Annotated in this window: 19 protein-coding genes and 1 riboswitch; of the genes, 11 read left to right on the top strand and 8 right to left on the bottom strand. The window is 70.7% G+C overall.

Annotated features, from left to right (window positions below):
* Nucleotides 1-3: 3 nt before the first annotated feature.
* Nucleotides 4-1,197 (bottom strand): O-succinylhomoserine sulfhydrylase, encoded by a 1,194-nt coding sequence (gene metZ / locus DR046_RS03595; protein ID WP_115380054.1) that lies wholly within the window; start codon nucleotides 1,195-1,197, stop codon nucleotides 4-6.
* Nucleotides 1,198-1,248: 51 nt separating this feature from the next.
* A riboswitch (SAM riboswitch) is annotated at nucleotides 1,249-1,325 on the bottom strand.
* 183 nt (nucleotides 1,326-1,508) lie between these two features.
* On the opposite strand from metZ, the gene DR046_RS03590 reads away from it, so the two are divergent.
* From DR046_RS03590 to DR046_RS03555, 8 genes are all read left to right on the top strand, one after another.
* Complete coding sequence (locus DR046_RS03590; protein ID WP_115380052.1) at nucleotides 1,509-2,198, top strand: glutathione S-transferase N-terminal domain-containing protein; 690 nt, start codon at nucleotides 1,509-1,511, stop codon at nucleotides 2,196-2,198.
* Nucleotides 2,199-2,370: 172 nt separating this feature from the next.
* Nucleotides 2,371-3,258, top strand: coding sequence for a 5-bromo-4-chloroindolyl phosphate hydrolysis family protein (locus DR046_RS03585; RefSeq protein ID WP_115380050.1), 888 nt, complete (start codon nucleotides 2,371-2,373; stop codon nucleotides 3,256-3,258).
* Nucleotides 3,259-3,261: 3 nt separating this feature from the next.
* Nucleotides 3,262-4,455: a toxic anion resistance protein gene (locus DR046_RS03580; RefSeq protein WP_115380048.1), complete on the top strand. Its 1,194-nt coding sequence runs from the start codon at nucleotides 3,262-3,264 to the stop codon at nucleotides 4,453-4,455.
* Nucleotides 4,455-5,420 carry a DUF2927 domain-containing protein gene (locus DR046_RS03575; RefSeq protein WP_115380046.1) on the top strand — a complete coding sequence of 322 codons (966 nt, stop codon included), beginning with the start codon at nucleotides 4,455-4,457 and terminating at the stop codon, nucleotides 5,418-5,420. Before DR046_RS03580 ends, DR046_RS03575 begins: the two co-directional genes overlap by 1 nt.
* Nucleotides 5,421-5,486: 66 nt before the next feature.
* The gene (locus tag DR046_RS03570; RefSeq protein WP_115380044.1) at nucleotides 5,487-6,596 is read left to right on the top strand and encodes an SPFH domain-containing protein; all 1,110 of its coding nucleotides are present in this window, start codon (nucleotides 5,487-5,489) and stop codon (nucleotides 6,594-6,596) included.
* A gap of 1 nt (nucleotide 6,597) precedes the next feature.
* Complete coding sequence (locus tag DR046_RS03565; RefSeq protein WP_115380042.1) at nucleotides 6,598-6,996, top strand: hypothetical protein; 399 nt, start codon at nucleotides 6,598-6,600, stop codon at nucleotides 6,994-6,996.
* A gap of 121 nt (nucleotides 6,997-7,117) precedes the next feature.
* Complete coding sequence (locus tag DR046_RS03560; protein WP_115380040.1) at nucleotides 7,118-7,651, top strand: cytochrome b/b6 domain-containing protein; 534 nt, start codon at nucleotides 7,118-7,120, stop codon at nucleotides 7,649-7,651.
* On the top strand, nucleotides 7,648-8,772 hold the full coding sequence (locus tag DR046_RS03555) for a TFIIB-type zinc finger domain-containing protein (RefSeq protein WP_115380038.1): 1,125 nt from the start codon (nucleotides 7,648-7,650) through the stop codon (nucleotides 8,770-8,772). The genes DR046_RS03560 and DR046_RS03555 overlap by 4 nt, the downstream gene beginning before the upstream one ends.
* Nucleotides 8,773-8,805: 33 nt before the next feature.
* Here the strand turns inward: DR046_RS03555 and DR046_RS03550 are convergent, their stop codons facing one another.
* Nucleotides 8,806-9,381 carry a hypothetical protein gene (locus DR046_RS03550; RefSeq protein WP_115380036.1) on the bottom strand — a complete coding sequence of 192 codons (576 nt, stop codon included), beginning with the start codon at nucleotides 9,379-9,381 and terminating at the stop codon, nucleotides 8,806-8,808.
* A 226-nt stretch (nucleotides 9,382-9,607) separates the two neighbouring features.
* On the opposite strand from DR046_RS03550, the gene DR046_RS03545 reads away from it, so the two are divergent.
* The 3 genes from DR046_RS03545 to speD are packed head-to-tail and all read left to right on the top strand — an operon-like array spanning nucleotide 9,608 to nucleotide 11,293.
* A complete protein-coding gene (locus DR046_RS03545) occupies nucleotides 9,608-10,489 on the top strand; it encodes a carbohydrate kinase family protein (RefSeq protein WP_115380034.1) in 882 nt (293 codons plus the stop codon).
* 10 nt (nucleotides 10,490-10,499) lie between these two features.
* The gene (gene dtd / locus DR046_RS03540; protein ID WP_115380032.1) at nucleotides 10,500-10,937 is read left to right on the top strand and encodes a D-aminoacyl-tRNA deacylase; all 438 of its coding nucleotides are present in this window, start codon (nucleotides 10,500-10,502) and stop codon (nucleotides 10,935-10,937) included.
* Complete coding sequence (gene speD, locus DR046_RS03535; protein ID WP_115380030.1) at nucleotides 10,934-11,293, top strand: adenosylmethionine decarboxylase; 360 nt, start codon at nucleotides 10,934-10,936, stop codon at nucleotides 11,291-11,293. Before dtd ends, speD begins: the two co-directional genes overlap by 4 nt.
* On the opposite strand, the gene DR046_RS03530 is transcribed toward speD, so the two are convergent.
* From DR046_RS03530 to otnK, 6 genes are read right to left on the bottom strand one after another with little or no spacing between them, the layout of a single operon-like run.
* Nucleotides 11,260-12,822, bottom strand: a complete 1,563-nt coding sequence (locus DR046_RS03530; protein ID WP_245190797.1) for a polyamine aminopropyltransferase — start codon at nucleotides 12,820-12,822, stop codon at nucleotides 11,260-11,262. The genes speD and DR046_RS03530 overlap by 34 nt on opposite strands.
* Entirely contained in the window at nucleotides 12,819-13,043 is a 225-nt protein-coding gene (locus DR046_RS03525) for a DUF350 domain-containing protein (RefSeq protein ID WP_115380028.1), read from the bottom strand. Before DR046_RS03525 ends, DR046_RS03530 begins: the two co-directional genes overlap by 4 nt.
* 15 nt (nucleotides 13,044-13,058) lie before the next feature.
* Nucleotides 13,059-13,223 (bottom strand): hypothetical protein, encoded by a 165-nt coding sequence (locus DR046_RS23480; protein ID WP_167766859.1) that lies wholly within the window; start codon nucleotides 13,221-13,223, stop codon nucleotides 13,059-13,061.
* Nucleotides 13,223-14,494 (bottom strand): DUF4178 domain-containing protein, encoded by a 1,272-nt coding sequence (locus DR046_RS03520; protein ID WP_115380026.1) that lies wholly within the window; start codon nucleotides 14,492-14,494, stop codon nucleotides 13,223-13,225. Before DR046_RS03520 ends, DR046_RS23480 begins: the two co-directional genes overlap by 1 nt.
* Nucleotides 14,491-15,105 (bottom strand): DUF4178 domain-containing protein, encoded by a 615-nt coding sequence (locus DR046_RS03515; protein ID WP_167766857.1) that lies wholly within the window; start codon nucleotides 15,103-15,105, stop codon nucleotides 14,491-14,493. Before DR046_RS03515 ends, DR046_RS03520 begins: the two co-directional genes overlap by 4 nt.
* Before the next feature lie 16 nt (nucleotides 15,106-15,121).
* Nucleotides 15,122-16,387: a 3-oxo-tetronate kinase gene (gene otnK, locus DR046_RS03510; protein WP_306418025.1), complete on the bottom strand. Its 1,266-nt coding sequence runs from the start codon at nucleotides 16,385-16,387 to the stop codon at nucleotides 15,122-15,124.
* Nucleotides 16,388-16,613: the final 226 nt, after the last annotated feature.

The following is a 16,613-nucleotide window of genomic DNA, read 5'->3' as shown; positions in this document are numbered from 1 at the left end:
CGGTCATGCCGCGTCCAGCGCGGCCGTCACGTCGGCGATCAGGTCCTCCGCGTCCTCCAGGCCGACGGACAGGCGGACGAGCCCCGGCGTGATGCCGAGCGCCGCCTTCTGGTCTTCGGGCAGGCGCTGATGGGTGGTCGTGGCCGGGTGGGTCGCGATCGACTTCGCATCGCCGAGGTTGTTCGAGATCACGACGATCTCCAGCGCGTTGAGGAAGCGGAACGCCGCCTCCTTGCCGCCCGCAAGGTCGAGGGACAGCACCGTGCCCCCCTTCTCCATCTGAGCGCGGGCCAGCGTCGATTGCGGGTGCGAGGGCAGATGCGGATGGATGACGCGGGCGAGCTTCGGGTGGCCGTCCAGCCGCTCCGCCAGGCGCCAGCAGGTCTCGGCCTGGGCGCGCACGCGCAGGTCCATCGTCTCCAGCCCCTTGAGCATCACCCAGGCGTTGAACGGGCTCATCGAGCCGCCGGTATGCTTCAGGTACGGCTCGGCCACCTTGCGCACGAACTCCTTCGTGCCGCAGATCACGCCGCCGAGGCAGCGGCCCTGCCCGTCGACATGCTTGGTGGTCGAGTAGACGACGACGTCGACGCCCAGATCGACCGCGCGGCTGAAGGCTGGCGTCGCGAAGACGTTGTCGCAGATCACGGTCGCGCCGACGGCATGGGCCAGCCGGGCGACGGCGGCGATGTCGATCACCTCCAGCGCGGGGTTCGACACGCTTTCGAAGAAGACGGCCTTCGTGTCGGGGCGGATTGCGCCTTCCCACGCGGCGAGGTCGGTGCCATCGACCAGCGTGACCTGGACGCCGAAGCGCGGCAGCACCTCGTCGAGGATGTAGAGGCACGATCCGAACAGTGCGCGCCCCGCGACGACATGGTCGCCCGCGCGCAGCATCGAGACCAGCGCGCCGTTCACTGCGGCCATTCCGCTCGCGGTGGCGAAGGCGTCCTCGGTCCCCTCCAGCGCCGCAATCCGGTCCTCGAACATCGCGACGGTGGGGTTGCCGTAGCGGGCGTAGATGAACTCCTCCCGCCCGGCCTGCAGGAAGCGGGCCTCGGCCGCCTCGGCGCTGTCGTAGACGAAGCCCTGCGTGAGGAAGAGCGCCTCGCTGACTTCGCCGTATTGCGACCGGCGGGTGCCGGCATGGACGGCGAGCGTGCGGGGGGAACGGGGGCGGGACGGGACGTCCTTCATGGGCGGGCCTCCTTCGGGCCTGAACTGCGCACCTGTCGGAAAGCCAGTGGGACCACGATGCCCCAAGCCTCTTTAGCGGTTTCTTTAACGAGGGCCGCAATCCGGTACAAATCCCCTCGGCCTGTCCCGTATCCCGCCGCCCCGGCCGAGGTCAAGCGCCGGACGCCCGGGCGGGCGCGTCTCTCCGGTCGCCGGGGCTCCACCAAGCCCGGGTTACGCTGACGACCGTGAGCGATGCCACCGGGAAGCTCCCCATCGCCAAGCCGCCCCCATCCCGCTACCTTCCGGCGCGACACGAACAGGAGCCGCCAATGACCGCCCCCATCGACCTCTATTTCTGGCCGACGCCGAACGGCTGGAAGGTCTCCATCGCGCTCGAGGAGATGGGCCTGCCCTACGAGACGCACCTCATCGACATCGGCGCGGGCGACCAGCACACCCCGGAATTCCTCGCCATCTCGCCGAACAACCGGATGCCCGCGATCACCGATCCCGAGGGGCCGGACGGCGCGCCGATCTCGATCTTCGAAAGCGGGGCGATCCTGCAATACCTCGCCCGCAAGACCGGCCGGTTCACCGGCCCGACCGAACGCGACCGCGTCGCCGTCGACCAGTGGCTGATGTGGCAGATGGGCGGACTCGGCCCGATGGCGGGCCAGGCCCATCACTTCCTGAAATACGCGCCCGAGGACGTCCCCTATGCCAAGAACCGCTACCGGGCCGAGACCGGACGGCTCTACCGCGTCATGGACACGCAGCTGGGCAAGTTCGAGTATCTGGCAGGCGACTTCTATTCCATCGCGGACATGGCCTGCTGGGGCTGGGCTTCGCTCTGGGAGGGGCAGGAGCAGACGCTCGACGACAAGCCCAATCTCGCGCGCTGGCTGGACCTCGTCGGGGCGCGGCCCGGAGTGCAGGCGGGGCGCGCCCTTCATGCGGAGTTGCGGGGCATAACGCGGAACAAGGACGGCGCGGCGCAGTTGTCCGGCAAGCGCGGCTGAGGCCGGATCCGATTGCAGACTGGCCGATCGGTCCCCATCTGCCCTAGGATTGAGGACACGACCGGTGGGAGAGCCATGAAGTCGACCGGATTGCAGAAGACCGCCTTCGTGGCGCTGGCGGTGCTCGTCGCGCTGGCCGGGCTGGGCGTGCTGGACGGGACGGGGCTCTAGCGTGGCGCAGCGTTTCGGTGGACGATACAGCCCCGGCGCGGACCGGTCCGCGCCGACGCAGGCGCCGCCCCCGGCGCTCGCCCCGCCGCTGCGCGGCCGGGCACGGACCTCGATCCTGATGGCGCTGGCGGCGCTGCCCGTCATGTCGGCCTTCTTCCAGGACGGGGCGACGGCGCTTGCCGGGAACCTCCTTGCCGCGGCGGTGCTGTTCGCGGGCGCCCTCGTCACCCGCGAGGGGCTCAAGGCCGAGGCTGCCTGGGCCGCGCGCAAGATCGCCCGCCGCCCGGCCGTGCCGCGCAAGATATTCGGCGCGGTGCTGACCGGCGCCGGCGTCATGCTCGCCACGATGACCGGGCTTTCGGGCCTGATCGCAGGGATCGTCTACGGCGTCGTCGCAGGGGCGCTGCACCTGACGGCCTTCGGGCTCGATCCGATGCGCGACAAGGGGATGGAGGGGATCGACGCCCACCAGACCAACCGCGTCGCCCGCTCCATCGAGGAGGCCGAGAAGCACCTTGCCGCGATGCAGGACGCCGTCCGCCGCGCCAAGGACCGCGAGGCCGAGAGCCGCGTCGCCCGCGTCGTCCAGAAGGCCCGCGCGATGTTCCGCACCGTCGAGGAGGACCCGCGCGACCTGTCGGCGGCGCGCAAGTTCCTCGGGGTCTACCTGATGGGCGCGCGCGATGCGACGGCCAAGTTCGCCGACCTCTATGCCCAGACCCGCGACGCCACGGTGAAGCGGGAGTATTTCGCCCTTCTCGACGATCTCGAGAAGGGCATGGACGCCAAGCGCGAGACGCTGCTCGTCACCGACCGCACCGATCTCGACGTTGAAATCGAAGTCCTGCGGGACCGTCTGAAACGCGACGGCCTGCCAGTAGGGGAGTAGACGATGGATACCGCCACCCGTACCGAGGCCGCCGCCGCGACGCCGGAGATCGACCGGCTTTCCGCAAGCGCCCTGCCCGAGCCGAAGGCCGAGATCGTGGCCCTGTCGACCGCGCCGGAACCGGCCCGCGCCGAGATCCGCAGGCGGATGAACGAGATCGACGTGACCGACAGCAACTCGATCATCTCCTTCGGCTCCGGCGCCCAGTCGGAGCTTCAGCAGATCAGCCAGGCGATGCTGCAGGACGTGAAGTCGAAGGATGTGGGCCCGGCGGGCGACAGCCTGCGCTCCATCGTCTCGACCATCCGCGGCTTCTCGGTCAGCGAGCTGGACGTCCGCCGCAAGCAGTCCTTCTGGGAAAAGCTGCTGGGCCGTGCGGCACCCTTCTCGAAGTTCATCGCGAAGTTCGAGGACGTGCAGGACCAGATCGACAAGGTGACCGAGGACCTGCTGCGCCACGAGCATGTGCTGCTCAAGGACATCAAGTCGCTCGACAAGCTCTACGAGAAGACGCTCGACTTCTACGACGAGCTCGGCCTCTACATCGCCGCCGGCGAGGCCAAGATCGAGGAACTGGACAGCAAGGACATCCCGGCCAAGGAATCCGCCGTCGCCGCCCTGCCCGAGGAGGCCAAGATGCTCGCCTCGCAGGAGCTGCGCGACCTGCGCGCCGCCCGCGACGACCTGGAACGCCGCGTCCACGACCTGAAGCTGACCCGCCAGGTCACGATGCAGTCCCTGCCCTCGATCCGCCTCGTGCAGGAGAACGACAAGAGCCTCGTCACCAAGATCAACTCGACCCTCGTCAACACCGTCCCCCTGTGGGAGACGCAGCTGGCGCAGGCGGTCACGATCCAGCGCTCGCGCGAGGCGGCCGAGGCCGTGAGGGACGCCAACGACCTGACCAACGAGCTGCTGACCGCCAACGCGCGGAACCTGCGCGACGCCAACAAGACCATCCGCACCGAGATGGAGCGTGGAGTCTTCGACATCGAGGCCGTGAAGAGGGCCAACGAGGACCTCGTCGCCACCATCAACGAAAGCCTGCAGATCGCCGACGAGGGCAAGGCCCGCCGCGCCGCCGCCGAAGTGGAGCTTCAGCGGATGGAGGGCGAGCTGCGCAGCACTCTCGCGGCCGCCTCCGCGCGCCGCGACGGCGTCGGCGACAATGCGGGCACGGCCGTTCCGGCCAAGTGATGCGCGCGGGCCTCGCCCTGCCGCTCGCGGCGCTCTGCGCCTGCGCGAACACGGCGGCGGTCCCCCCGCCGGAGCCGTTCCCGGCGCCCGCGCCCGTCCGCGCGGCCGAGCCCCCGACGCAGCGCCCGGCCGTCCCGGCCGGCCCGTCGGAGGAAAGCCTCTCGGCCCGGCAATACTACCGCCGGCTGGAGGCGCGGGGCCTAACGGAGGGGCTCATGCGCCGCGACGGCGGCGGGATCGACACGCGCTTCACGGCCGAGGACCTCGCCCGCAACTTCGAGGAGATCGCCTTCCGCTCGGAGCTGTCCTTCCGCGGCGGCGCGCTGACGACAGCCTCGTCGGACCGCGACGGCGTCCTGCGCCGCTGGACCGGGTCCGTCCGGATCGAGCTGCATTTCGGCGACTCGGTCGGCCCCCAGATGCGCCGGGAGGAGCGGCTGCGGCTGGAGGCCTATGCCGCGCGGCTGCGCCGGGTGACGGGCCACCCGATCAGCGTCGTCGGCAACCGCGGCAACTTCCACGTCTTCCTCGTGGACGTCGACGAGCAGCGGGCGCTTGCTCCGCGCCTGCAGGAGCTTCTGCCCACCGGCGAGCTGAAGAACGCCACCTCCATCGCGACGCTTGGGCGGCAGGTCTACTGCTCGATCGTCGCCTGGCCCGCCCGTGACGGCAGCTTCTCCAACGGCCTCGCCGTGACCTTCGTCCGGGCCGAGCTTCCGGACCTGTCGCGCCTCGCCTGCTACCACGAAGAGATCGCGCAAGGCCTGGGCCTCGGCAACGACAGCCCCCTCGCCCGCCCGTCGATCTTCAACGACGATGACGAGTTCGCGCTGCTGACGACCCACGACGAGTACCTGCTGCGCATCCTCTACGACCCGCGCCTGCGCCCCGGAATGACCGCGCGCGAGGCCCGCCCCATCGTCCGCCAGATCGCCCGCGAACTCGTCCCTCCCGAGCCGATCTGACGGCGTATGGCGTCGAAACCGACTGCTTCCTATATTCCCTCGAACAGCATCGCATCGGAGACTTTCATGCCCATCATGGACTTTCTCAAGGGCCAGTTCATCGACGTCATCGAATGGACCGACGACACCCGCGACACCCTGGTCTACCGGTTCGAGCGCTATGGCCACGAGATCAAGTACGGCGCCAAGCTGACCGTCCGCGAGGGCCAGGCCGCCGTCTTCGTCCATGAGGGGCAGCTCGCTGACGTCTTCATGCCCGGTCTCTACATGCTCGAGACCAACAACATGCCGATCATGACCAGTCTCCAGCATTGGGATCACGGCTTCAGATCGCCCTTCAAGTCCGAGGTCTATTTCGTCTCGACCACGCGGATGGGCGACCTGAAATGGGGCACGAAGAACCCGATCACCCTGCGCGACCCGGAATTCGGCCCCGTCCGCCTGCGCGCCTTCGGGACCTACGCGATCAAGGTCGCCGACCCGGCGAAGTTCCTGACCGAGATCGTCGGCACCGACGGCGAGTTCACCCGCGACGAGATCCAGTACCAGATCCGCAACATGATCGTGCAGGCCGCCTCGCGCGCGCTGGCCGCCTCGCAGATCCCGGTGCTCGACATGGCGGCGAATACCGACGAGCTGGGCAAGATCGTGGCCGAACAGATCTCGGCCACCATCGCCGACTACGGCCTCACCGTGCCGGAGCTCTATGTCGAGAACATCTCGCTGCCGCCCGCGGTGGAGAAGGCGCTGGACAAGCGCACCTCGATGGGCGTGATCGGCGACCTCTCGAAATACCAGCAATACGCCACCGCCGAGGCGATGCAGACCGCCGCCGGGACGACCAACTCGGGCATGGGCGCGGGGCTCGGCATGGGGATGGGGATGGGCATGGCCCATTCGATGGCCCAGTCCGGTCCCTGGGGGCAGGCGCCGCAGGCCGCGCAGGCGGCGCCCCCGCCCCCTCCGGTCGAGCATGTCTGGCACGTCGCCGAGAACGGCCAGACCAAGGGCCCCTTCTCCAAGGCGCGGCTGGGCCGCATGGTGAGTGAAGGGCAGGTGACGCGCGAGACCTATGTCTGGACGCAGGGCCAGGACGGCTGGAAGAAGGCCGAGGACGTGGCCGAGCTCGCGCAGCTCTTCACCGTGATGCCGCCGCCCCCGCCGCCGGGCATCTGACATGGCGCGCGGCCCCGCCGCCCTGCGCCCGGGGGTGATGGCCCTGCACTGGGCCACGCTGCCGCTGGTGGTGGCATGGCTCGCGGCGGGCCTGCCGGGCTGGGTCCTCGCGGCGCATGCCGCCGCCTGGGCAGGCGTCAGCCTCGCCTGGGGCCTGCGCGGCGGCCCCTCGCCTGCGCTGTCGGGCGCGGCGCGCCGCCTCGCCTGGCTGACCCATCCGGCGCTCCTCGCCCTCTACGGCGCGGGCGCCGTCCTCGCTCTCGTCGACCCGGGCCTCGCCCGCCCGCTCCTGCTCGCCACGCTGGGCCTCGGCGCGCTGCACGGCACCTTCAACCTCTGGCGCAGCAGCGTGCTGGGCGACGGCAGCCTGCGCCGCATGCTGCCGAAGGTCCTCCACTGATGTCCCTCGTTCCTGTGGCCTCAAATACTCCGGGGGGTTCTCCAAGGGGGCCCGCGGCCCCCTTGGACCGGGGGGTGCGGGGGGCAGGCGCCCCCCGCCTGCCCCTCTCGGAACGCCCGTCATGCGCCTGACCCGCCGCACCTGGCTGAAGCTCGTCCACTGGACGACGATCCCGTTCTTCCTGTGGTTCCTGCTCGTCACCCCGACCCATGTCGCGCGCTGGGGCTGGCACTGGGTCGAGCTTCATTCCGTCTTCGGGCTGGTCTTCGTCGCCCTCGCCCTGACCTGGACGCTGGACCTCGCGCTCCGCGGCCTCGCCTCGCGGCCCGGGCCGAAGCTCCGCGGGACGGCCCGCGTCCTTCACCGGCCGCTGCACCTGACGCTGGTCTGGGGCCTGTTCGGCGTGGCCGTCTCGGGCTTCCTGCTGGGCCTGACGGCCTCCCGCACGCTCTTCGCCGGGACCGTCCTGCCCATCGCCCCGCCTCAGGGCCTGCCCCGGGCGAACGGTTGGGCCGGCACGCTGCACGTCTACGAGTTCTACGCCCTGGCCGCGGTCGCGCTGTTCCATGCTGGCTTCCACATCTGGCGCCATGTCCGCCTGCGCGACAACGCCTTGCGCATCATGGTCCCGAAACCGCTCCACAGGTTCCTATGAAGATCCCCTCCATCGCCCGCAAACGCCCGCCGAACGTCCCGAAGACCGAGGAGCACCGCTTTCCCTGCGACGCCTGCGGCGGCGACATGCGCTTCGATCCGGGTGGCGACCGGATGGTTTGCGACCATTGCGGGAACGTCGAGCCCCTCGCCCCGAAGGCTCCCGCCGCCATCCAGGAGATCGACATCCGCCGCGGCCTCGACGCCGCCGCCCGCGATGCCGAGACCGAGGAGACGCGCGTCCTCTCCTGCCCGAACTGCGCCGCGCAGGTGGAGTTCGATCCGGCCATCCACGCCGCCGAATGCCCGTTCTGCGCCACGCCCGTCGTCACCGACACCGGCACCAACCGCCACATCAAGCCCGCCGCCGTCGGCCCCTTCGTCCTGCAGGAGCGCGAGGCCCACGACGCGATGGAGCGCTGGCTGGGCAGCCTCTGGTTCGCGCCGAACGGGCTGACGAAATACGTCCGCAAGGGCCAGAAGATGAACGGGGTCTACGTCCCGTTCTGGACGATCGACGCGCAGACCGACACCGCCTACTCGGGCCAGCGCGGCGACGTCTACTACGTCACCCAGACGGTGATCCGCGACGGCAAGCCCACCCGGGTGCAGGTCCCGAAGGTGCGGTGGAGCTCCCGGCGCGGCCGCGTCCGCCGGTTCTTCGACGACGTGCTGATCCTCGCCTCGACCTCGCTCCCGAAGCGCCACACCGACGCGCTGGAGCCCTGGGACCTCGCCGGGCTCGCGCCCTACGCGCCGCAATATCTGGCCGGCTTCCGGGCCGAGGCCTATTCGGTCGACCTCGCCTCTGGCCTCGAGGAGGCCAAGGCCCGCATGGACGCCGTCATCGCCCGCGACGTGCGGATGGATATCGGCGGCGACCAGCAGCGCATCGACCGGATGGAGACGCAGCTCTCGGCGGTGACCTTCAAGCACGTCCTGCTTCCGGTCTGGGTCGCGGCCTACAAGTATCGCGGCGAGTCCTACCGCTTCGTCGTCAACGGCCAGTCCGGCCGGGTCCAGGGCGAACGGCCGTATTCGGCGATCAAGATCGCCATCGCCGTCGTGCTGGCGCTGATCGTGGCGGCGGTCGCGGCGGCGATCTACGCGGGTGGTGGGTGACGGGCGGCCCGCAAAGGGCCCGTCCGTCTGGGCCTATTGGCCGGCGCCCAGGTCACCGCGCCTTACCGCCGCAAGCACCGCGAAGGCGACCAAAGCAACATTGCTGACCAGAACCGTAAGCCCCAGCGTCGCCCAGATGCCCAGCCCGGACAGGAGCGCGACGCAGAAGGTCAGCGCGCCCGCCACGGTGGCGAGCAGCAGCGGCCCGAGGATTCCCCCATGCCCTTCGGCCGGGTCCAACCGCATGGCGTCGCTTTCCTCGAAATCTCCCACATCGAGGGGCTCCAAAGGTCGGATTAACGCGTGCGGGTCGCCCGGCTCGTCAGGGATGCCTTCCCCCAGCAACTGCGCCCTGCGCGCCAGGTCCGGCGCGACGTGCCGGTCGGCCTCTGCCACCTCTGCGATGAAGGGGTCGGGCGAGCGACCGGAAAGCGGTCCGATCTCGGCCGGGGTTCCGCGCCGGTCGGAGGCCGGCTCCTCGGAAGCGGGCGAGGCGAACCGGACGCGGCAGGGCGAGGATCGGGGCACGGGCCGCTCCTTGCCGACGGCGCTGGCCTTCGGACCCGCGCCCTGTTCGATCGTATTGGCCTGGATGGGACCGTGTTTCATCGACTTTTCCTCTGAAGCAGGAAACCGAGTCGATCGTTACATTCGGGAGAGTAACTGCCAGCCGGTGGCGGCGTTCCGACGATATCATTACAATTCGATCAATCCACCGTGACCCGGCGGCAAGGCCCCGTGATCCTGCGGCAAGCCCAGACGCCCGGATCGCGCGGCGCGCTCTGGCCCCGGCGCCTGTCGCGCGCTAGTCAGTCCCAAGGACGGAGGAGCCCCGATGATACTCTGCGCAGGCGAGGCCCTGATCGACATGCTCCCGCGGGAGACCGCGGACGGGCCCGGCTTCTACCCGGCCACCGGCGGTGCCGTGTTCAACACGGCCATCGCCCTCGGCCGCCTCGGCGCGCCCGCAGGGTTCTTCACCGGCCTCTCCTCGGACCTCTTCGGCCAGAGGCTCTCGGCCGGTCTCGCCGCCTCCAGGGTCGAGAACCGCGCCGCGGTCTCGGACCGGCCCACCACGCTGGCCTTCGTCACCCTGACAGACGGCCATGCCGAATACGCCTTCTACGACGAGAACACGGCCGGGCGCCTCGTGGCCCCCGCCGACCTGCCGGACATGGATGGCGTGACGGCGCTGTTCCTCGGCGGCATCTCGCTGGCCGTCGAGCCCTGCGCCGCGACCTACGAGGCGCTGGCCACGCGAAACGCGCATCTGCCGATCATGGTCGACCCGAACATCCGGCCCGGCTTCATCGCCGACCGCGCGGCCTTCCTCGCCCGGCTGGACCGGCTTCTGGCGGTTGCCGATTTCGTCAAGCTGTCGGACGAGGATCTCGACTGGGTCGGCCTCTCCGCAGAGGAGGTGCTGGCGCGCGGGCCGGAGGTGCTCTGCCTGACCGAAGGCGCGAAGGGCGTGACGGCGATCACCGCCGCGGGCCGCGTCTCGGTCCCTGCGCGGCAGGTGACGGTCATCGACACGGTCGGCGCGGGCGACACCTTCAACGCGGGCTTTCTCGCCGGGCTGCACCGCGCGGGGGCGCTGACCAAGGCGGTCCCCCCCGAGGCAGTGCTGCGCGATGCGCTTGGCCTCGGCACCCGCGCCGCCGCGGTGACGGTCAGCCGCGCGGGCGCCAATCCCCCGTGGGAGAGCGAGCTTTGAAGGCCCTCGGATGAAAGCCGTCGTCCAGCGCGTCACCGAAGCCCGCGTCGATGTCGCGGGCGAGACGGTGCGCCGCACCGGGCCGGGCCTGCTGGTCCTCGTCTGCGCGATGCAGGACGACGCGGAGGCGAATGCCGAGGCGCTCGCCACCCGCATCGCGAAGCTGCGCATCTTTCGCGACGGTGAGGGGCGGATGAACCGCTCGGTGCTGGACACCGGCGGCAGCGCCCTCGTCGTCAGCCAGTTCACGCTGGCCGCCGACACCTCGCGCGGCACGCGGCCCGGCTTCTCGACGGCAGCCCCACCCGAGACGGGCGAACGGCTCTATGAACATTTCGCCGCCCATCTCGCCGCGCAGGGCGTGCCGGTCGAGACGGGACGCTTCGGCGCCGATATGCAGGTGCACCTGGTCAACGACGGCCCGGTCACCATCCCGATCGAGCGATGATCGGCCGCCATCTCCTGCTCGAACACTGGGGCGGCACGACCGACCCGGCTCGGATCGAAGCCGCGCTCCACGGCGCGGCCAGGGCTGCGGGCGCCACCGTCCTCAGCGCCCATCTCCATCCCTTCGCGGGTGGCGGCCTGACCGGCGTGCTGCTGCTCGCCGAGAGCCATATCTCGATCCACACCTGGCCCGAGCACAACTACGCCGCGCTCGACATCTTCATGTGCGGCGACGCGCGGGTCGAGGCCGCCGCCGACCACCTGGACCGCGCGCTTGCGCCGCAGCGAACGGAGCGGCGGCTGCTCACCCGCGGCGCGATCCCTCAGCGGAACCACATATCCCAGCCCGCCTCGTAGGCGCGCGGCAGGGGGTGGGTGGCCAGCCGGTTCACCGGCCCCTCGCGCGGCCCCGTCTCGGCGTCGAAGACCTGCGCAGCCTGCCAGACCTTGGGCGAGAGGAACCGCAGCCCCTGGGGATAGGCCGCCTGCCGCAGCCGCATCCCCTCCGGCCGCGCGAGCACGAAGCCCCACATCCCGAAGCTCGGCACATAGGCGGCATAGGGCGTGACCTCCCAGCCCTCGTCCATCGTCCGCGCCACGATCCAGAAGGCGTCCGGCGCGAACATCGGGGACCCCGCCTGCGTCACCGCCACCCCCTGCGCCGACAGCCGCCCGCGCAGCAGCCGGTAGAACTCGGCCGTATAGAGGCGCGACAGCGACAGGTCCTTCGGGTCCGGCAGGTCCAGGATGGAGACGTCGAAGACCGCGCCCCCCTCCCGCGCCCAGGCGAAGGCGTCGGCATTGACCACCTCCACGCGTGGGTCGCGCAGGGCGAAATCGTTCAGCGCCGCCAGGTCGTCCCGGTCGCGGAACAGCGCCGTCACCGCAGGATCGAGATCGACCAGCACGACCCGCTCCACCCCCGGCCAGCGCAGCACCTCGCGCGCCGCCATCCCGTCGCCGCCCCCGAGGATCAGCACCGAGGCCCGGCGCGGGGCCGCGGCCATGACCGGATGAACCAGCGCCTCGTGGTAGCGATGCTCGTCCACGGTATCGAACTGAACCGAGCCGTCGAGGAACAGCCGCGTCCGGCCCCGATGTCGCGTCACGACGATCTGCTGGTACTCCGTCCGCTCCGTCAGCACGATCTCGTCGCCATAGAGCCGCGCGTCCAGCGCCCCCGCCACCGGCCCGGACCAGACCAGCGCCGCGGCCACCGCCAGCGTCGACCCGCCCCAGGCCAGCCAGACCGCCCGCCCCAGCCGGTCGCGGAACAGCCAGAGCGTCCCCCCCGCCACGGCCAGGTTCAGCAGGCCGAAGACCAGCCCGGCAGCGATCAGCGACAGGTTCGGCACGATCAGCAGCGGGAAGGCCAGCGACGCCACCAGCGCGCCCAGATAGTCGACCGACAGCACGTTCTCGAACCGGAACCGCCCCGCGCCGATCTCGCCCAGGATGCGCGCCAGCAGCGGGATCTCCATCCCCGACAGCAGGCCCACGGCGATCAGCGCGCCATAGAGCGGCAGCGCCACCGCCTCGACCGTCGCATAGGCGAAGAAGGTGACGAGCGCCGCGAAGCCCCCGATCAGCCCCAGCCCGATCTGCGCGCGCACGAAACCCTGCACCGCGTCGCCCACGAAGCGCGAGGCCCAGGCGCCCACGCCCATCGCCGACAGGAACACACCGATGACGAAGCTGAACTGCCGGACCGAATCGCCCAGCAGGTAGCTCGACACCGTGGCCGCGATCAGCTCGTAGATCAGCCCCGCGACGGCGACGACCAGCGTCGTGCCCAGCAGCCACAGCTCGGCCCCTGTCTTCCTGTGGCCGGAAATACTCCGGGGGGGAGCCGCAGGCGGGGGGGCAGAGCCCCCCTCCCCGCTCACGTCCGGATCACCGCCGCGATGATGATGGCGAGCGCGAGGAACATGGCCCCCATGACGATGGCGATCGCCATGTTCTGGTCCTCCTCCAGCTCGCGGCGCAGCGAGAACGGGGTGACCGCCTCGATCAGCCACCAGCAGGCCAGCATCAGGAACAGGCCGAAGAAGGTGTAGAAGATCGTGCCCACGACCTCCGCGAAGATGATGTTCTCGAACGCAGCCATGCGCCTCTCCCTGTCTTATTTCACCCGGACGGAGCCGAAGCCGACCCCGCCCACCGATCCCGTCCGGACCGAATTCGGTCCCGTGTCGCGGTCCACCGCGCCGATGCCGTACCAGGAGGCATAGCCCGCCCCGGCCAGCACGCCGAGCGACACGGTCATGACCAGAAGCCGCGTGAGCATCAGTCGTCCTCCTCGGTCCAGTCGCTGCCTTTCCAGCGCGCCATCCGGTGGCGCCAGCCCGCCGACAGCGTCCAGAGGAACGCGACCGCGAACAGCCCCGCCGCGATCCAGGACCAGAGCGCGGCACCCCGCCCCTCCTGCACGGTCAGGCGCAGCGGCGCGCGGCTCGCCCCCGGGTCCACCTGGTCGGGCGCCATCTCCAGCAGGTAGCGGCCCGGCACGGTCGGCTCGAAGGTGAGCGAGGCGAAGCGGCTGCCCTCGGACCAGGCATCCTCGCCCGAGCCGCCGTAGTAGTAGCTGATCCCGCGCCCGGTCTGCGCCAGCACCGTGCCCGCCGGGTCGGTCAGCGTCATCTCGTATTCCGCCCAGCTCTGGGCCAGGTCCTGGAACAGCTGCAGCCGCACCGGCCGGGTGGTCGAGGCGACCTCGAAGCTCATCTCCGCAGGCAGGTCGGCGGGCGGCCCGTGAAACAGCGTCACCCGCGCCCCCGAGGTCGCCGTCACAGCCATCGCGATCGCCAGCGCCGCGACCGTCATCGCCGCGAACCACAGCCCGTAGAACCGCTTGCCCCGTTTCGCCTCGTAGGGCTGCAGCGGATGGACGCCCTGCGGCCGCAGGGCCTCGGCGCCGAAGGTGGCGGCGGCCTCGGGGAAGTAGCGCGTGACCTCGATCTCGCGCTCGCCGCCGTCGGCATAGGTCAGCATGTCCGAGGCGCGCCCGGTCGGCATCAGGCTGACCGCCGATCCGCGCTGGCCCCTCTCGGGCCGCCAGGTGAACTCGCCTTCAACGAAGTCGATCTCCCAGCTGGAGCTGGCGTAGTAGCGATAGCTCCGCCCGCGCCAGGTCCGGACCGGGCGGGTATCGACCAGCTCGACGGTCTGCGCGGTCAGGAAGGACGCATCCGGCCAGTCGCGCACCTTGCGCGTCAGCAGGGTATGCCCGTCCTCCACCGTCAGCCAGGCATAGCCGTGGGTGGCCGAATAGAGCATGTGGTCGACCCAGCGCCATTCCTGCCCGCCCCAGCGCTCGACATAGCCCAGCGTGCCGATGATCGTGTGGCGGACCCCGTCGATCTCGCCGGTCATGCCCAGCCGGAAGGGCGTGTCCGGGCGCACCATCCCGGCATGGACCGACAGCACCCGATAGGCGTCGTTGGCGTCGAGCCGGGCGCCGCAATAGCCGCAGACCTGCGTGACGACGCGGCCGCCGCCCAGCACCTCCAGCCCGGCGCCGCAATTGGTGCAGTTGATCGCCGAGACCGTCCCGGTCACGCCAGCCGCTCCACCTCGTAGGGGTCGATCCAGACGCCGGTGAACCAGGCCGCCTCTCCGTCTCCCCAGAACTCGGCCGAGAGGATCGCGCCGCGCGGACCGGAGAAGTTCGCGTACATGTGGATCTCGCCCAGCACGATCTCTTCGGGCAGCTGGCCCCGGAAGGCGACGGCGGTGGCGTTGTCCACCTCCGAGCAGGTGTAGTCGATCCCGTTCGAGCTGACCTGCCGCCCGATCCGCGGCGGCCCCTGCATGCGCGGCCAGTTCGACTTCGGGACGGGCCGCTGCAGGGCGACATCGCCCTCGTCCACCGACACCCAGAGCAGCGTCCCGTCCTCGAGGCTGCCGTGATATTCGTCCCAGTATCCGCGCCCGTAATCGTAGCGCACATGCCCCGTGGCGTTGAAGCTGCCCGCCTCGCCCAGGCGCACCGGCACGCCGACCTCGATCAGCTCGGGCGCGTCGGCCATGACCCCCGCCTGGCCCGCCAGCCGCGTCGCCGCGTCCTCCAGCACCACGGAGGAGCCGCAGAACTCGCAATTGACCATGCGCGCATGGGCCAGGAGCTCCGGCAGCGCGGCACCGCAATTGGGACAGGTCCGGTCGGTCATGGCCGCCACACTACCCCTACTGCGCTGCGACGGAACCCCCCGCGTCGAGCATCTCGAAGGCATGGGTGAAGAAGTCCGGCCCGCCGAAATTGCCGGATTTCAGCGCCACCGCCACCCCGTCCCCGGTGAAGCACCAGGGCACGCCCGGCGCGATCTCCGGCCCGATGCGCAGCCGGTCGGTGCCCAGCGCGCGGATGACCGCGCCCGACGTCTCGCCGCCCGCGACCACGATCCGCCCGATCCCGGCCCTGACGGCGTCGGCCGCCAGCTTCGCCAGCGCGTCCTCGACCAGCGCTCCGGCGCGGGCCGGGCCCAGCGCCTCCTGCGCGGCGGCGACGGCGTTGGGCGGGGCGGTGGCGAACAGGATCTTGTCGGCATCCGGGTCCTGCTGGGCCAGCCAGGCCCGCGCCTCAGCCAGCCCGCCGCGGGCCAGCTCCTCCGGCTCCAGCCGATAGCCCGAGGCGCCCGCGTCGAGATAGGCGCCGACTTGCGCCCGCGTCATCGCCGAGCAGCTGCCCGACAGCACCAGACGCCCGGGCCGCGGCACCGGCAGCGGCTCCGCCGAGGCGGCGTCCATCACCCCCGCCGCCCGCCAGAGCGCCGGCAGCGGCGCCGCAATGGCCGAGCCGCCGCAGATCAGCCGCATGTCGCGGCAGGCTTCGGCGATCACGCGCAGGTCGCCATCCTCGACCGCGTCGACGACGACATGGCCCGACAGCTTCGCGAGCGCGTCGCGCACCGCCTTCGGCCCGGCCCGGACCACCGGAAACGGCACCAGCCCCGTCGGCCGCCCGACCTGCGGCGAAAGCAGCCGGCGCAGGTCGGCGTCGCGCATCGGCGTCAGCGGATGGTGCTTCATCGGACTCTCGTCCAGCGGCTCTTCCCCGACGAAGAGCTTGCCCATGAAGACCCGCCGCCCATTCTCGGGAAAGGCGGGGCAATGGATCGTGGCGTCGACCTGCAGGTCGGACATCAGCGCGTCGGCGACGGTGCCGATATTGCCACGCGGGGTCGAATCGAAGGTCGAGCAGTATTTCCAGAACACCCGCTGCGCCCCCTTGGCGCGCAGCCAGCGCAGCGCAGCGCGCGCCTCGGCGACGGCGTCCTCGGGCGGGACGGTCCGGATCTTCAGCGCGATCACCTCGAACGGCGTGCCCGGGGCGTTCGCCTCCGGCAGGCCGACGCGCAGGGTGACGGGCACCCCCGCCCGTGCCAGCATCGCGGCCAGATCGCTTGCCCCGGTGAAATCGTCGGCGATGGCGCCGAAGAACGTGCCCAGCATGGCGTGTATCCCCCCGCTCCCACGGTGCATGGGCCGGCTTTCGGGGGAAAGTGCCCGTGTTAGTCTCTATTGGCGTTTCGGCCCGGGGTGATGCAGAATAGTCGCGCCCGATCTCGCCCGCCGTCTCCGAAACCCTCGCTCGTTGAAAGGGTTGACACGGGTGCGACCCGCCTGCCGCAGGTCCCAAAAACTCGGATTCCCCGCAGATACGGTAAGCCAAGCCTTA

It is taken from the genome of Jannaschia formosa, from assembly GCF_003340555.1.
GTDB classification, from domain to species: Bacteria; Pseudomonadota; Alphaproteobacteria; order Rhodobacterales; family Rhodobacteraceae; genus Jannaschia; species Jannaschia formosa.
The sequence above is the reverse complement of the archived record's forward strand: the minus strand, read 5'-3'. Positions and strand labels throughout refer to the sequence as shown.

What these genes read in the sequence shown, in the direction of transcription:
- dtd (WP_115380032.1), top strand. Translation starts at nt 10,500, where the DNA reads ATGAAAGCCGTCGTCCAGCGCGTCACCGAAGCCCGCGTCGATGTCGCG.
- DR046_RS03590 (WP_115380052.1), top strand. Translation starts at nt 1,509, where the DNA reads ATGACCGCCCCCATCGACCTCTATTTCTGGCCGACGCCGAACGGCTGG.
- otnK (WP_306418025.1), bottom strand. Translation starts at nt 16,387, where the DNA reads ATGCTGGGCACGTTCTTCGGCGCCATCGCCGACGATTTCACCGGGGCA.
- DR046_RS03570 (WP_115380044.1), top strand. Translation starts at nt 5,487, where the DNA reads ATGCCCATCATGGACTTTCTCAAGGGCCAGTTCATCGACGTCATCGAA.
- DR046_RS03550 (WP_115380036.1), bottom strand. Translation starts at nt 9,381, where the DNA reads ATGAAACACGGTCCCATCCAGGCCAATACGATCGAACAGGGCGCGGGT.
- DR046_RS03575 (WP_115380046.1), top strand. Translation starts at nt 4,455, where the DNA reads ATGCGCGCGGGCCTCGCCCTGCCGCTCGCGGCGCTCTGCGCCTGCGCG.
- speD (WP_115380030.1), top strand. Translation starts at nt 10,934, where the DNA reads ATGATCGGCCGCCATCTCCTGCTCGAACACTGGGGCGGCACGACCGAC.
- DR046_RS03545 (WP_115380034.1), top strand. Translation starts at nt 9,608, where the DNA reads ATGATACTCTGCGCAGGCGAGGCCCTGATCGACATGCTCCCGCGGGAG.
- metZ (WP_115380054.1), bottom strand. Translation starts at nt 1,197, where the DNA reads ATGAAGGACGTCCCGTCCCGCCCCCGTTCCCCCCGCACGCTCGCCGTC.
- DR046_RS03515 (WP_167766857.1), bottom strand. Translation starts at nt 15,105, where the DNA reads ATGACCGACCGGACCTGTCCCAATTGCGGTGCCGCGCTGCCGGAGCTC.
- DR046_RS03565 (WP_115380042.1), top strand. Translation starts at nt 6,598, where the DNA reads ATGGCGCGCGGCCCCGCCGCCCTGCGCCCGGGGGTGATGGCCCTGCAC.
- DR046_RS03580 (WP_115380048.1), top strand. Translation starts at nt 3,262, where the DNA reads ATGGATACCGCCACCCGTACCGAGGCCGCCGCCGCGACGCCGGAGATC.
- DR046_RS03555 (WP_115380038.1), top strand. Translation starts at nt 7,648, where the DNA reads ATGAAGATCCCCTCCATCGCCCGCAAACGCCCGCCGAACGTCCCGAAG.
- DR046_RS03525 (WP_115380028.1), bottom strand. Translation starts at nt 13,043, where the DNA reads ATGGCTGCGTTCGAGAACATCATCTTCGCGGAGGTCGTGGGCACGATC.
- DR046_RS03560 (WP_115380040.1), top strand. Translation starts at nt 7,118, where the DNA reads ATGCGCCTGACCCGCCGCACCTGGCTGAAGCTCGTCCACTGGACGACG.
- DR046_RS23480 (WP_167766859.1), bottom strand. Translation starts at nt 13,223, where the DNA reads ATGCTCACGCGGCTTCTGGTCATGACCGTGTCGCTCGGCGTGCTGGCC.